The organism is Chryseobacterium amylolyticum (genome assembly GCF_051011775.1).
GTDB lineage: Bacteria > Bacteroidota > Bacteroidia > Flavobacteriales > Weeksellaceae > Chryseobacterium.
On sequence record NZ_JBPCHX010000007.1, the window covers coordinates 193,618 to 209,028 of the forward strand.

The following is a 15,411-nucleotide window of genomic DNA, read 5'->3' on the forward strand; positions in this document are numbered from 1 at the left end:
AGTGTCCGCGAACCCTCTTTTTCATTAGTTCCCAAATTTCTTGACATGTACTCTTTTCTCTGATACTTTAATGGTAAACGGCTCAAGATTTATTAGTTTTCCTGCCTGAACGGTAACATTCTGATTTATTTTTTCACAGTATGTATTCGCGGGTAACGAGCTTTCCACGAGCTGTATAGTGTAAGTACCGGATCGGAGGAAAGAACCGAACTCACCGCTGTCATCAGTAACAACGCGCTGTAATAATTGATCCCCATCATAAATATTGAAAATAATTCCTGCCGTTTTAGATTCGAATTCCAGTGCTTTTTTAGAATCAAATTCATAATTGATTTTTCCCAGTATTGTTCCGTTCTGATGCAGCGGAACCTGAAGGAAATAGCTGTGTTTTTTCACTTCAAATTCAGAATCCTGGTAATACCATCCTTGCTGGATCACCTGTTTCAGCATATACTTGCCATATGGAATTGCCTTGTAAGCAATCTTACCTTCACTATTTGTTTTGAAAGAAACATTATTGATCATAATGATGTAATCTTCAGCACTTTGGTCTCCTTCATCATAAATATTGTTATGGTTATTGTCATAATAAACAAAGGCTGATATTTCTCCTTTTTTACTGGCATCCAGCCTGTTGGGCTGTAAATTGAAGGTTACGCCTGCTTCAACAGTGAAGAGGTTATTGCTGAAGTTGGTGGAAGAGTAATTATACCACGATGAGTTAAGGAAGACTCCGTATCTTTCTTTTGCATATTTCAGGTTAACAAACCCTGAAGGAGACTTACCATATAAAATATCATCAGTATAGGATAATCCCGAAGTGACAGTAAGCTTTTCACTCAGGAGATTTTTGTTGATAAAAGCAGAGACTGAAAACTTTTTATAAATAATGTCTTTACTGAAGATTCTTGATGAGGCAAATTCAGAGAGGTAATAGCTGCCATATTGATATATCCCGTTTATATTGAACCATTTATAACTATAGTTTCCTGTAGCTTTCATCTGAAACTGAGCATTATCAGACGAAGGATATTGTACGGATCCCGTTTCCAGCGCCAGTAATGAAGAATGCTTTTTATTGTTACTCGCCCAGGTTATATTTTGGGTGATTCTGAGTGCTTTCAGCTTCTGGATTTCCTGATTTCCTGAAGTATCCAGAAAATTATTATACGTATTGGAGCTTTCCTCCTGGTATTGAGCACCTGCTGAAAATCCGAAATTCTTCCTTTTCGCAAAGTTGATTCCGATATCTCCTCTTGTCGTATATGATTTGATATCATAATTGTAGGAATAGAATTTTGGCGAAAAATTAGAGATCATTACATTCGCATATAAGGAATGGTTTTTAAAAACGCTGGTTGAGAAATTCTGCTGTATTTGTACTATTCCTCTTCTGTTTCCGGGATAATAATCACTGCTGTAGAAATAGTTTCCGTTCAGATTGATTTTATTGATATTTCCGGAATACTGTGATTCTAAAGCCAGGGAGGGCTGGGTGAGATGTGTATTTTCATAAAAGCTCAGTCCGCTGTATACCTTGGAATTCATTTTCCAGGACTTATTGAAAGAATACTGAATATCCGTACCTAATACATGATGATTGGCCTTTTCATAAGGATCATTTTTGAAAATATAGGTCGCAGAAAAGTTTTTCGAAGCATTCTGGGCCCCGGTAATTCCTCTGGCATAAAATCCATATCCGTATTTCAGAAAAGAATTTCTTTCAATGAGGCTGAAGCTCTGATCAACAAAACCTACTTCTATTTTCTTATCTTTATCAGAAGAAGTATATGCATATTCTGCTCCTCTTCCGAATAGTGAAACTTCCATAAGTTTACTGATATTCCCCAAAGTAAATTCACTTTTTTCCCTGCGATAAGTCAGGTAAGTATTGCTCACCACGGGATCGCTTTGGTTGTTCAGGGTATAGATATTACCACGGATAAACATATAACCTGAGGGAAGATTAAAGCCACCCGATCCGATAAGCTGATACATATCTGTATTGTTACCAACACGTCTGTAACTTGCTGTTATGGTATTTTTACTGTAATTTGAAAACAGGTCGAATTCAGCGTCCTGATAACGCTGTGTAGAAGAAACATTTTGTACGGACACGGAAGTATTCCCGAAGATTTCTTTGTCCGGTTCTCTGAAGCCGGCAATATTCACCGTAAACTGGGAGCTTCTGAGCAGGTTGCCTGAAGGAACAAACCGAAAAACAAATACGGAATCTTTCTGTACATTGATCGTTCCCTTTTTTTCAATAAACAGATTTTTCTGGGTCGCTTCCGGAATCTTAAATACGATGGTCACATTCTGTTTTTTATTCCCTAAGTTGGAAACTCTTGCCCGGACTTCCAGAGAATCCTTATAAGTTCCCATGTAGACAACAGGATTTTCAGCGGTTATCCGCATGTTGTTATTCTCTGTCACTGCGTAAGACAGACTTTTCTTTACAATCTGGTGGTTTTTTTCATCAGTAATGGTGAAGACCAGATCCGCTTTACCTGAAAGTATTGTAGCGCTTTTCAGTATTTTTATGGGAATAAAAAGTTGCTGGCCGGGATTCAGTTCAATTTCAGGATTACTGTCAGAAATAGTTCTGAAACCAGTGGGTGTGTTTACTTCAACCCTGCCTTTAAAATGTTTGCTTTCATTGTTTTTCAAAACAAGCAGTACATCTATAATGTTCGGATTAGCTGAATTCTGTTCATTGCGGATTTCCATGCTGATACCTGCATCAGCCTGAGCTGAAGCCCAAATGGAAAACGGGATCAACAAAAAAAATATTATTTTCCTGAACAGCTTGTTGTGAAGCATTATAAATTATTGTGGCGTAATCTCGAATTGAATGGTTGTAGTGTAATCTTCTGATCTGGCATTGATGAATCTTTCATCATTAGGTTTGGTAGAATACCGCATGTCATAATAAACATCAGAATTTTGCGTGGGACCACCGTTAGCAATAAGCTGTGGTGCTGTACTCAGCAAAATAGTATTTACAGTTCCCATGTTGCTTGAAACCGGTATCAGATTAAGCTGTACAGAATCAAGAGGAAGAAAATTGCCGGAAGAAGCACTGAACTGGTTCTGAAGCGATTTTACTTTGATCTGATAATTCGTATTGCTTTTTACAGTAAGTGCATTAGCGTAAGTGACACTGGCCCCGTTTGCGTAATCCTGCATATTTTTAAATTCCAGAATACCATTCACTGCAGAAGCTCCGAACTTCATAGACAGCTCCGGAATATCTGTAGGGGTACCAGAAAGCGAGCCGATCTGAAACTGAAAATTATGATCCACGGTACCAAGAATATTATTGTACTGATCATAGGCTGTAAACTGTAACGGAGCTATAAAAGTGATCCATGCAGGATATGCTCCCAGGTATGATCCTCCTGCCAGGTTGATACTGTATTTGATCTGGAGGCTGTAATAACCATTGGGCTGAGCCGGCTGATTAAACAACGCCGCATTTGATTGCGGAATCAGGAATACCTCTTGTCCTTCCTTCAGGATTACATTAAGCGGCATGCCAATTTGCGGAATAGTGGGAACAGGGTTGGGGTAAGCTTTTCCTGACGATGAAACCGGTTGAAACGAAATTTTATTAGCTGGTAATATGTAATTCCCGTTGTTTGATGTGATAGGCTGTTTCAATCGTACAGAAACTCTCCAGTTGGGTATATTGATATTGCCATTTCCTGCTAAAGTAAGATTGTATGCATCAGGATTGGTATTGCCGTTATAGGAATTAACCTGCAGATAACCGTTTACCCATGAGCTGTATGAAACCTGTGAGAAACAGCTTACCGAGATCAGAAATAGGAGAAGACATAATATTTTATTCATAGGTAAAATTCAGTTCTGCCAACTCCAGGTTATTGTTGTCACCATAATCAATCATTACCGATGCGGTATATTTTCCCTTCGAAAGTGTTGCAGGAAGGGGAATATTCACTTCTCTTTTGTTTCCCGGCATGGTATAAAAAATAATCTGGTCAAGTGATATTTTATTACCGTTTTCTGTATTGATAAGCTCTGTCTGTATTTTTCCGTCTGCCCAGATATTCCCCTGATTTTCAAATAAAACAGTAAGGTCTTTTTTTGACTGAGCTAAAGCAAGGTCCTGGATTTCAATTTTTTTGGTTGCTTTGGCCGTCAACTTATGAAAAAGTTTAATTCCTGAACGGATGCTTACTTTGATATTGGCTCCTTTATTGTCCACATCATTCACGGGATTCATCTGGCTGACATACAGAACGGCAGTATGAGCCAACAGCTGATCCGTTAATGCATTGGGTGGAGTGATGGTTACATCAATGTCTTTTCTTTCCCCGGGGCCTAAGGTAAAATAAGTGTCTTCATTTTTTATGGTTACCCAGCTTGCGCAGGATGTCGGCAGCGTATTGGCAGGGGACATTTTGTTTTCTCCTGTTCCGTTGTATTCCCAATCTCCTAAACTGACAGCCATATCAAGGGAGTTTTTTGCGCTTACATTGGTTACCGTTACTTTTTGGGTGGTACTTTTTCCTGCGTCAGATTCGAAATAAAGTCTTGGAGGAGATACAGATACCCCTGTCTGAGCTTTAGTACTGGTGCACAAAAGTAATAAAGAAAATAAAATGATGATGTAGGAACGGCTCATTATTATAATTTGCTGTTAAAGTACAGATAAAGTGCTACAATCTGTAACACTTTATCCATATAATTTTATAATATTTAAATACTTATTGTGAAATAATAGTATACGTTAGCTCTGTTGTATAAACAGTAGGATCCTGACCTGCAATGTAATTGTCAAGATAAGCATTTGCGCCGGCACCTTTGTATTCAATGTTGATTTTTTTGTCTACACCGCCATTTGCAGATGTTACCAATGTTGCTTCAGTAGCTGAAAGCTGTACGTTTTGTGCATACTGAGCTCCGTTTACTCCATCAGTTCCTGCACTGGCTTTAATCTGAATGGTATTAGCCTGGATATTCTTGGCACCGCTTTGTAAAGCTGCATTGGCACTTTTTACCTTAACCTGGAAGCCGCCGGTACTATAAATGCTTAAATGGTCAGCATTTACGGAAGATACTCCGTTTGCATAGTCATCTTTGGTTTTATAGTCTAAGTTAACAACCTTTTGAGCAGGGTTAACGATAAGGGTTTGAATAGGCTTTAATCTGACATTTAAAGTTACGGTTTGTTGAGCTTTTAATGCGACAAAACCAAATAGCAACGTGGAAGCTACAATATATTTCTTCATAAAATAACAGGAGTTTTTATTAGTGTATTCTTGTTTTTTTTCAGGTGCAAATTTAGACAGAGCTACCGGTACTCATTTTGTGAAAAAGTACTAAAGATTTGTAAATTTGGTTTTGGAAAAAAACTTGATAATAAAGAGTATTTTATAAAGAAATATGATGATTTCAGTTAATTAAAAATTGAAAAAACTGTTGATATTGTTAAACGAATATTATATGATTATGAATTTACTAAAAATAAATCATCAAAAATTAAAAAAAATAATATTCAATGCATGGTAAACAGCATCAAATCTACTTATTGAGAGATTAAAGTTAACATCATAAAAGTGGACTTATCTTTAAACTGTTTTATAATTTTATCTATTTTTTGATTTATGATGAATTTTTTTTCTATAACCCCATTGTGACTTTTAATAAGATTATACTCATCATTTTCATCCTGCTGAATTCCTAACTGAAAACCGGACGGACTTGAAATGATCACAGAATTGATTTCCGGCTGGGCAGTTTCATTCATTTCATCAATCATTTCACTGTCACCTCCAACAGCAAGCATTTGTGTGGGGTAGAGCCGCACATTTACCTGAACATCATCTGCCTGGGCAAATATGTTAACGGAAACAAAAAAGAATACTATTGAAAAAATACATTTTATCCCCATATGTTATTTTTCACTTATTTGTTATTTATCCAAAAATACAATATTATTTTTATATTATTTCATTTCTGAGGGATTTTTTCCTGTATGTTTTTTAATAAAATTGCTGAAATTTCCTTCATCGCTGAATCCCAGCTCATAAGCGGTTTCAGAAATGTTGTATCCGGAGAAGCTAAGCGATTTTTTACATTCGTTGATGAGCTTTTCAATAATAATATGTTTAGCACTTTTTCCCAGAACATATTCGGTCATCTCCGTTAATTTTCTTGGGGTGATATTCAGTTCATTGGCGTAGTAGGAGACCTTTTTAGCTTTTTTATAGTCCCGCTGCAAAAGAATTTTAAACCGGTTTACAAAGTGAAGGTAATCAAGTTTTACATCTTTTTTCAGTGTTTCTGCGGGAATATGGAGAAATGCATCCAGAATCAGCCTTTCGATAGCATTATGAGCTGCTGAAATAAACAGGCTTTCGTCCTTGTGCTGAAAGTTGTGCATCCTTCCCATAAAAACTACGTTCATTTCCTTTATATTTTCAAAAGGGGCTATAAAAACATCAGAATCATAATTAAAAAAAAGCCTTGAATTGAGAAACATACTGTCTTTTGCAGATCTTTCATAAAAACTGGAAGAAAATGTGATAAGATAAACCTCACCTCGTTTGGTTTCACCGAATACAATCTGCTTTTGGGGACCTAAAAATGCGATATGGCCACCTTTTATGAAGTGCGGAATATTTTCTATTTCCAATGTGATGTCTTCTATAATGATATAAATACAGAAATACTCAAGTGTATTAAAACTTCTTTTATTATTATTCCTTTGTATTACATTATTCAATGTGTTAATACTAAATCCTAAATTTTTTAATTGGTCTGTTATAACGTACATAATAATAAGCCTCAATAAAAATGGTTAATCTGTCTTATAAAAAGAAAATTTATAAATCAGATAAATGACCCTGTAAATCAAATCAAAGTAGCATACATGTGATATTCAGTTCTCACTTTGTAACTTGATTTAAATACTTATATAAATGTATACAAAATAACTTGATCTTCAGAGGGCTTATCGGGAATATTTAAGTGTTTTTTTATACTACAGGTTACTGAAGGCTATTTTGAAGATGTAAAAAATAAAAAGCCTGCAATCCATACGAATTGCAGGCCTTATCCGGAGAATACAGTCTTTTTTTAACTTAATATCTCACATGGTGCTACACAGATTACCCATGGGCATCTTTTGATTCCCGGGGGTGGGCAGCATGCTTCGGAACAGCTTAAAGCTCCTCCGTTGATACTTTTCAACTGTTCTCTTGTGATTTTTTTAGAATTTTTCATAGTCAAGTAATTGTTTTAAACTAATTAAGGCTGGTTTCCACCACCACATCCGTCGTATGGCATGCATTGCCATTTACCACCAATTAAGCATAGCTGGCCGCCTCTGCAGTCAATACCTCCTTTAATTGTTTTCAATTCCTGTCTTTCGATTTTCTTTAAATTTTTCATAATAATTTAGGTTTAGTTCTTTCCGAAATTAGTAAATTTTTATCAACTGTTGTAGAATTATTGTGAAAATATTTACTTTCAATCATTAGAAAATTTAATATTTTACCTTTAATCTTCTGAAAATAAATAAAATGTAATGTATGTTACAGAGTGAAAACTATTTATTAAATGGCGCTCATAAGGAATAACCCTGTTTATATAAAATCTTGTCTTGTGGCAAGTTGGATTTCCTAATGGCTTGCTAATTTTGAATAAAAGTTTAATTACCAAATCCAATACTATTATGAAAAGTCTATTTAATTTCTCTGTTCAGTTAAAATCATTGCTGATGATAACTTTTTTTTCAGCCACATGTATGGTATGCGCACAAAAAGTGAAACCATCTGAAAGCGGTTATGCACCCGTTAACGGTCTCAAGGTGTATTATGAAGTCTATGGTGACGGTAAACCTCTTGTATTACTGCATGGTGCTTTTATGACCATTGACATGAATTGGGGAGCGCTGATTCCTGAACTGTCTAAAACCAGAAAAGTAATTGCTGTTGAACTTCAGGGGCATGGACATACTCCGTTCTCGGAACGTAAATTATCACACGCTGTTCTGGCCAGCGATGTTACAAAGGTAATGGACTATCTGAAAATCGATAAGGCTGATGTGGCAGGGTATAGTTTTGGTGGGGAAGTAGCTTATCAGCTGGCGATACAGAGCCCGGAAAGACTGAATAACCTGGTAATCATTTCGTCAACCTATAAAAGCAGCGGCTGGCTGCCGGAAGTCAATAAAGCATTTGAAGGAATGAAACCTGATCTCTTTACAAACAGTCCTATGCATACTGCTTATAATGCTGTAGCACCTGATAAAACAAAATGGACAAAATTTCTGGAGCAGATGATGGCCTCTGCCGGAAAGCCTTTCGACCTGGGGGATGATCATATTTCTAAAATTCCGGTACCTGTTTTAATCATCGCCGGTGATAACGATGGACTGGATAAAACCGAGCTTTCAAAAACCTATAAATTATTGGGAGGCGGGGTTTCTGCGGATATGGGAGCTATGCCGAAATCCCAACTGGCAATTGTTCCGGGACAAAGCCATGTCAGCGTGATGATGCAGACCGCAACCATTCTGAACTATCTGAACAGCTTTTTGAAATAATCTGATACCAGTGATCTATTTACCATTGTCAAAACTTATCTTATGATTACAAAATTTGAGGCAGGAATTAATATCGCTATAAAAATTCCTAAAAATAAATATGAAAAAACCGTTGCTTTTTATAAAGATATTTTAAAACTGAAAGTAGAGGAGAAGCCGATCAGTAATCCTACCGTGTCAAGGACTCATGAAGTACAATTCGGGAATAATGTGATCTGGTTAGACTGCGTAGACAATTATACCCATTCTGAAACCTGGTTACAGCTTACAGTTCCTGATGTAGAGGCAGCAACACAATATTTGCAGTCAAACGGAGTGGAAACCTGCGATGAAATTGAAGAGCTCCCTGAAAATATGCACTGGATTACCGATCCGGCGGGAACGGTGTTTAATTTGCAGCAAACGCAATAGAAAATATATAATATTCTCATTTAATAAAAAATAACCTCCCAAAATAAGGAGGTTATAAAACACGGACTTTGAATAACAGATTATTGAATGTCCGGGACTAAGCCGAACTTTTTCCATTTTGCAACAGTGTTTCTGCTGAGCTTATATTTTAAGGCTATCTGAGTGTTGTTGAGATTGTGCTTTTTTTGATATTCTAATATTTGTGTTATTGACTGCTCATCATAAGAGCGGTGCTTTTGGTTGAATATGTCAGTTTCAAGGCTGCTTGTTTCAAAAATAAGATTGTTAAGGGTAATAACATCTATTCCTGTTAAGTTTTCCTTACTCAGAAGGTTTTCACAAGCCTTTGCTTTTTGGGGATACTGATATTGAATGATATCTTTGAATATCTTCTTGTAATCCGGGTTATTCATTTTGCCAAGTGTACACTTTATTTATAATATTCTTTCCAGGCTGATACTGCTGTCGGGTGTTCCTCCGAAAGTAAAGGCAGCAACAGACAATCCGGGAGTGCTGATATTAACCCTGAAATTAACATCATTATTCACATCAAGGAACAAAACGGTGTCTGCTGATGCTGAAAAACTGTTTGCGCTGATAAAGGCCGCATTGGCTGACATATAGGCTTTTTGTTCTCCGTTTACAGCAATGGCAATATTTACTTTTACCCCTGCAAAACCTATATTTCCTCCGTTGAATAACACATTGAAATTGATTCTATACAGTCCCTTCTGGCGTATACGGAAAGTATCTGACGGTCTGAAAACAGACAGGTAATCCGAAAACTGATTGCTGTTATTGGGAATAGATAAAGGAAGGTTTCCTGAAGTACATAAGAAACTCAGGCATGCTACGCTGGAGGGTTCTATCCTCGCGCGGGTCCATGTAGTGGCTTTTCCCTGGGGAATAAATGTTTGTTTCCATGTTGTTCCGTCATACACTTTGGAAACGGATGCATTCTTGTCATACATCAGCATCGCTTCCATAGTAGCATCATCATTATAACCGTCAGGCTGGGCTGCATTATATTTCGGTAAAGTTGTTTTGTCATTTGCTGCAGGCTGAATGAGTACTTTCCGGCCTGTCGTATTTTGTAGTTCTAATTGGGTATAGGGAGTTTGTAAAGCACCTCCACCTATAATTACCTGTGCATTTGTAAATGCACCGCCCAGTATACATAACAATACTATATAATTTTTCATCGGTTTTTCTTTATAAGTTATTTTAATCTTTGTACATTAATAAATGTATCGGTATGGTCCGTAGAGTTGGAATACGTTGAAATAAGAGAGCTTGTAGATACGGCAGCTGCCAGCCTGATTCTGCTGTTGGCAGGTAACGTAATGGTGGAAGATACACTGGCACTTTTATTTCCGGATTGTCCGAGGTCAAGGAATATACCTCCGCTTTGGCTGGTTTCTTTAAAAGCCAGGGTAGACCAGGTTGCTCCGCTATCATAGCTTACATCAAGGTTTACCCAGTACGAAACATCCTGTCCTAAGCCCAGTAAACTGGTTCCGTTAAAACCTACTACACCTGAAATGTGGTATAGCCCTGCAGCAGGAATAACAATATAATCAGTTCCGACCTGTGCATTTAAGTTATTCACAAGGAGCTGCGGTCTGCTGGTTGCATTTGAGACAGGGATTGTTTGCCTGTTATTACTTCCAAACAGTTGGGATAATGCACAGGTATTAATACCAAGAACCGAGACACATGTCCAGTTTTGTGCTGCGCTTGCTTTTGTACGGGTTTCAAAGGGATTGTAAAATCCTCCCAGCTGCAATGCAGGAATCCATACGGTGCCGTCATATTTATAATACTGTTTATCTTCTTTATTGTATAGAAGGGCTCCTTCCAGAGCAGGGAGGTCATCGAAATGGTCTTCTGCTGAGGCATTGTATAGTGGGAAGTTTCCTATGCTATTCGTTTTTGTCAGTATGAGTCCTTTTGCAGGATCTTTTATATCAAGTAGTGCATTAACGTGTGGACTGCCTCCTGTTTTGGAAATCAGAACCTGTGAAGAGGCTGAAACACCAAGCAGTACAGAAAAAAGGAAGGTAAATATTTGTGTTTTCATTATGTGTATAATTAAAGGATTACTTTTTCAAAAACGAGCTCTCCGGTACCATTCATTCCATTGTTCTGGAAGGTAGAAGATATTGAGATACCAGGAAATGGTACTGCAGGGAAATACTGCATATAGCCAGCCAGACGAATTTTATCACCAACATTCAGTTGAGTAACAATTGAGCCGTTAAATACCGGATTATATCCTAAACTAGCGTTGTCTGAGGTAAATGACTGTGAATCAATATCTGCAAAGACAGTTGGGGTTGTTGCATTTGCTTTTTGAAGCTTTAACCGTACTTCGGTAGGTGCCGAACCTAACACCGCATAGGATCTGTAGGTAATCCTATATAATGCCGCTTCATTTACAGTAATAATATTGGAGGCAAGTGACAGGTTGATATTAGCTCCCTGAAAATCTGAAGCTCCTGAGCTGCTAATAGGTATTACAATGTCAGATACTGTACAGCCTGTTCCAAGAAAAGGAATAGTGCATGACAAAGTAACATTGGAAGGCCGGGAAAAGTGGGCAAGGTACTGCGGTTTGGTTTCAACAATATAGTCATAGGTACTTTTCCATCGTGTTCCATCGTGTTCGTAAACTGAAGCGTTACTCTTACTGTATACTAATGCTCCTTTAAATGTATCATCTCCAACAGGGTTTGCTGCGCTGCTTATTTGAGGTACGGAAGGCAGCAGGACAGCCTTGGCAGGAGTTGTGGATTTTACATCCAGAATGGCATTGGGATGTGGTTCATGATCACTGGAATTAGTGGAAATACTAATTTGTGCATATCCTTTAACGGCAAGCAGGCACACTAGTATGAAATGTGTTTTTTTCATTGTATAATTATTTTTACATTTTGTGTTTTTTAATTCAGATTTAGAAGGGAAGGATAAGGGAAGATATCCTTCCTCCTAATTCAAAATATAATGACATTTGTGTTAATAGAATCGAAACCTGATAAATATCTGATGATATAAATTTTACCTTTTCACTATGACAATAGTAATTTGCTAATCATTATTTCAACTGATCATCCGGATTCTGTGGCAAAGATATTTTAAGGGTTGATTTCTAATACTATAAAAGCATTGTCATAAACTAGCGGAATCTGTCATTTTGTTAATCGGGATTGTTAAAAAGATAAAAATGTTGAAAATTATCCATGATTTAGTATCCATGTATACATATTTTCCTCTGTGCTGATGTTCAGCTTTTTTCTGATCCTGTATTTTTTACTGATTACGGAATTGAGGGTTACCTTCTTATAACGTGCTATTTCTTTGGTATCAAACTTTAATTTGATCAGCGCGCAATATTCCAGATCAGAATGGGAGAGTTGCGGATTGATTTTCAGCAGTTGTTTATGAAATGTTGGAAAGGTTTCAGAAAACTTCAGATGGAAAGATTTGTCATTGTTATGAACGAGTTGTATGAGTTCATTAACAGCGTCAGTATTGATATCCTGTTTTACCCTTTGGTAAGAGGATGCATCATTTTGGTTTGAGCTTTCCTCGGTACCAGCGAGGGTTTCATCTGTTTTATGAAGGCTCTCTCTTCCGGAACAAAAAATATATATGATAATGCCTGCAAAAGAGATAGATAAAATAATAATGATTGTCAGTGATTTATTATCCGGTTCTGTTTGGGTTTGGGTATTCTTTTCGTCAGGAAGAGAAATAACATTATTCAATACCTTCTTTTCAACTTGTAAGATGCTGTCAGTTATTTTTTGTGCTTTTGCAGAATAGATGGCCTGGTTTTTATAATCTTCAAGGCCTAAATAGGATTCAGCTTTTCCTGAATAAATATCTTTTACCAGTAATGGATAAATTTTAGCTTGCTGGGATGCTTGGGCTGCCTTTTCAAAATTCTCTAATGCTTTTTTGTAGCTTTTCCTTTTATTCTCTATGTTTCCTTTTAATGTATAATATCTGATAAACTCTGATTGATCTTTTTCTGTTTTCATATCTCTGGCAAACAGCGCCAGATATTTTTCAGTATTTTTGATGTCATTTTTAGAATAATATTCGTTACTTAATTCTATAGCGAATGAAGAAATATAAAAATTTCTATAGGAAAATGCAGAGCTTGTTTTCTTTGATTCATTATAACCATTGTGAAGATATAGTAAGATAGAATCTTTTTTCCCGGTTTCATTTTCCTTTCTCAGGTTTCTTGCCATGGTTCTGTATACTGTCGCTTTAATGATATGAGCTTCTTCACTGCTGGTACTATCTGCCTGAGCAAGAGCTTTGTTGAGCGATTTCCGTGACCTTTTGGTATAGCCTAGTTCAGTATAAATCATTCCTTCTTCCAGATAGAGCCAGGCCAGCGTGTCATAATCATGATATTTCTCCGCTAAAATTTTGCCTTCAGGGATTATTTTCAGGGCTTCTTCATACCGCTGTTCATTCATATAAATGGAGGGTATGATTTTCATAGATTCCGTAATTCCTTTTGAATACTGAATGCCTTTGGATTGTGAAAATATGGTATGCCACAGTTTTAATAATCCTTTGCTTCCGATATTACTGTAAGCATCTTTACTTTTTCCAATTTTTATTAAACTGTCAATGCTCTTTTTCCGCCCGGAATAATCTTGCGGGTAAGAGTATATGCTGCTGAGAATAAGTAATATGTAAAAAAACAATTTTGTTCTCACTGTAGTAAGTTTAAAAATTCAATATTTTTTAAAGTCAAATAAAAATTTATCCGATATTCAGCATCCAGGTATACATGTTTTCATCAGTGCTTATATTCAGTTTTTTTCTGATCCGGTATTTTTTACTGACAACAGAATTTATAGTAACATTTTTATAACGGGCTATTTCCTTGGTATCGAATTTCAGCTTGATTAAAGCACAATATTCCAGATCCGAATGGGTAAGCTGGGGATTGATACTGATAAGTTTCTGGTTGAAAGCCGGAAAGGCTTCAGAAAACCTGAGAAGAAAAGATTTATCGTCATTTTTGGCCAGCTGAACAAGTTCCCGGAGTACTTCAACCTCTGTTTCAATCCTTGCATTTTCATAGATAATCATTGGTTTAGGACCCTGTTCCGGCAGGTTGTCTTCTACAGTTGCTTTGTTTGGTTTTTTACGATGTGTAATATAGAGCGTCAAACCCGCCAACATTATGAGTATACCTGCAACAAGATAATAATTGATATTTTCCTTGTCAGGAAAGGATTTCTCATTTTCATTAAAGTCTATTGTTCTGTTTAACAATTGCTGGTCAGCTATAACAATACTATCTGTAATTTTCTTTGCTCTTGTACTGTATGCTGCCTGATTTTTAAAATCATTAAGCCCCAAATAAGCGTCTGCTTTTCCTGAATAAATATCTTTTAGCGTGAGAGTATATATTTTATATTTCTGGTTGATTTCCAGGGCTTTGTTGAAGAAATACAGTGATTGTGTATAGTTATGCTTTTTATTTTCTATATTTCCTTTAAGGATATAATAATGGATGAATTCAGATTGATCCTTTTGCTGGGACATTATTTTCTTAAACTCATTCAGATACATCTCTGATTTTGATAAATCATTTCTCAGATAATACTCTTCTGCCAGGTCTGTTGCGAAAAGACTCAGAAAAACCTTTTTATAAGGACTTTTATTACTCATCTTTCTTATCTCCTCATAACCTCTGTATAGATAGACCAAAGCAGAATCCTTTGTACTGCCTGCTGCTGTTTGAATGTTTTTCGCTTTTGTCCTGTCAACAAGCCCTTTTATCAAATAACTTTCTTTTGCAGGTATTTTATTAAGAAGGAGCAAGGAGTTGCTAAGTGCTTTCTGAGATCTTTTAATATATCCCAGTTCAGAATAAACCACAGCTTCCTGTATAAGAAACATAGATAACAAATAATGATTATCATCTTTCTTTGCAAGACTTTTACCTTGCATAATCTTCTCAAAGGCGTCTTTATAATTCTGTTCATTCAGGTAAACTTCTGACATTTTCAGATCAGCCTGTATCATTCCGTTGGTGTAATCAATCTCTTTAGATTGGTAATATATTTCAGTACAGATCCGTAAGACTTCACTGCTTCCTTTGGTGGCATAAATATCTTTACCCTGAACAGCAACAATCATACTATCAATACTTTTTTGCTGTTCATTATTGTCCTGTGAATAACAAAAATTATAGAAGACAACTAAAATTATCAGTAAAAATTTAATTTTCACAAATAAAAGTTTTTAAATATTGGATAAATCCCATGGGTAAACACAATTGATGCAAAAGATTTACCTATTAAAGTTACTTATTTATTATTATATTTTATCGGATTATCATCATATATGATGACTAAGTTTTATATCTGTACGGATATAAGTAATTG

Annotated in this window: 16 protein-coding genes; 2 read left to right on the top strand and 14 right to left on the bottom strand. The window is 36.3% G+C overall.

Annotation, left to right across the window (positions count from 1 at the left end):
* Positions 1-24: 24 nt before the first annotated feature.
* The 8 genes from ACR1PO_RS19420 to ACR1PO_RS19455 all read right to left on the bottom strand — a co-directional run bounded on the left by ACR1PO_RS19420 (position 25) and on the right by ACR1PO_RS19455 (position 7,422).
* Positions 25-2,784 carry a hypothetical protein gene (locus ACR1PO_RS19420; protein WP_433987870.1) on the bottom strand — a complete coding sequence of 920 codons (2,760 nt, stop codon included), beginning with the start codon at positions 2,782-2,784 and terminating at the stop codon, positions 25-27.
* A gap of 45 nt (positions 2,785-2,829) precedes the next feature.
* Positions 2,830-3,855: a hypothetical protein gene (locus tag ACR1PO_RS19425; RefSeq protein ID WP_433987871.1), complete on the bottom strand. Its 1,026-nt coding sequence runs from the start codon at positions 3,853-3,855 to the stop codon at positions 2,830-2,832.
* On the bottom strand, positions 3,848-4,651 hold the full coding sequence (locus ACR1PO_RS19430; protein WP_433987872.1) for a fimbrial biogenesis chaperone: 804 nt from the start codon (positions 4,649-4,651) through the stop codon (positions 3,848-3,850). Before ACR1PO_RS19430 ends, ACR1PO_RS19425 begins: the two co-directional genes overlap by 8 nt.
* A gap of 82 nt (positions 4,652-4,733) precedes the next feature.
* Positions 4,734-5,258, bottom strand: a complete 525-nt coding sequence (locus tag ACR1PO_RS19435; RefSeq protein WP_332387180.1) for a hypothetical protein — start codon at positions 5,256-5,258, stop codon at positions 4,734-4,736.
* A 296-nt stretch (positions 5,259-5,554) separates the two neighbouring features.
* Entirely contained in the window at positions 5,555-5,920 is a 366-nt protein-coding gene (locus tag ACR1PO_RS19440) for a hypothetical protein (protein ID WP_433987873.1), read from the bottom strand.
* A gap of 54 nt (positions 5,921-5,974) precedes the next feature.
* Entirely contained in the window at positions 5,975-6,754 is a 780-nt protein-coding gene (locus ACR1PO_RS19445; RefSeq protein ID WP_433987874.1) for a helix-turn-helix domain-containing protein, read from the bottom strand.
* Positions 6,755-7,107: 353 nt separating this feature from the next.
* Positions 7,108-7,254, bottom strand: a complete 147-nt coding sequence (locus ACR1PO_RS19450; RefSeq protein WP_433987875.1) for a bacteriocin-like protein — start codon at positions 7,252-7,254, stop codon at positions 7,108-7,110.
* A gap of 24 nt (positions 7,255-7,278) precedes the next feature.
* The gene (locus tag ACR1PO_RS19455) at positions 7,279-7,422 is read right to left on the bottom strand and encodes a bacteriocin-like protein (RefSeq protein WP_002980068.1); all 144 of its coding nucleotides are present in this window, start codon (positions 7,420-7,422) and stop codon (positions 7,279-7,281) included.
* 328 nt (positions 7,423-7,750) lie between these two features.
* Here ACR1PO_RS19455 and ACR1PO_RS19460 point away from each other — a divergent pair, with 328 nt between their 5' ends.
* Complete coding sequence (locus ACR1PO_RS19460; protein WP_433987876.1) at positions 7,751-8,578, top strand: alpha/beta fold hydrolase; 828 nt, start codon at positions 7,751-7,753, stop codon at positions 8,576-8,578.
* Between the two features lie 42 nt (positions 8,579-8,620).
* Complete coding sequence (locus ACR1PO_RS19465) at positions 8,621-8,989, top strand: VOC family protein (protein ID WP_332387175.1); 369 nt, start codon at positions 8,621-8,623, stop codon at positions 8,987-8,989.
* Positions 8,990-9,069: 80 nt separating this feature from the next.
* Here the strand turns inward: ACR1PO_RS19465 and ACR1PO_RS19470 are convergent, their stop codons facing one another.
* The 6 genes from ACR1PO_RS19470 to ACR1PO_RS19495 form a co-directional block, all read right to left on the bottom strand.
* Positions 9,070-9,402 carry a helix-turn-helix domain-containing protein gene (locus ACR1PO_RS19470; protein ID WP_332387174.1) on the bottom strand — a complete coding sequence of 111 codons (333 nt, stop codon included), beginning with the start codon at positions 9,400-9,402 and terminating at the stop codon, positions 9,070-9,072.
* A 21-nt stretch (positions 9,403-9,423) separates the two neighbouring features.
* Complete coding sequence (locus tag ACR1PO_RS19475) at positions 9,424-10,191, bottom strand: hypothetical protein (RefSeq protein WP_332387173.1); 768 nt, start codon at positions 10,189-10,191, stop codon at positions 9,424-9,426.
* A gap of 17 nt (positions 10,192-10,208) precedes the next feature.
* Positions 10,209-11,069 (bottom strand): phage tail-like protein, encoded by an 861-nt coding sequence (locus ACR1PO_RS19480; RefSeq protein WP_433987877.1) that lies wholly within the window; start codon positions 11,067-11,069, stop codon positions 10,209-10,211.
* An 11-nt stretch (positions 11,070-11,080) separates the two neighbouring features.
* A complete protein-coding gene (locus ACR1PO_RS19485) occupies positions 11,081-11,902 on the bottom strand; it encodes a phage tail-like protein (protein WP_433987878.1) in 822 nt (273 codons plus the stop codon).
* A gap of 320 nt (positions 11,903-12,222) precedes the next feature.
* Positions 12,223-13,728: a hypothetical protein gene (locus tag ACR1PO_RS19490; protein ID WP_433987879.1), complete on the bottom strand. Its 1,506-nt coding sequence runs from the start codon at positions 13,726-13,728 to the stop codon at positions 12,223-12,225.
* Positions 13,729-13,774: 46 nt separating this feature from the next.
* The gene (locus ACR1PO_RS19495; RefSeq protein ID WP_433987880.1) at positions 13,775-15,163 is read right to left on the bottom strand and encodes a helix-turn-helix transcriptional regulator; all 1,389 of its coding nucleotides are present in this window, start codon (positions 15,161-15,163) and stop codon (positions 13,775-13,777) included.
* Between the last annotated feature and the right edge of the window lie 248 nt (positions 15,164-15,411).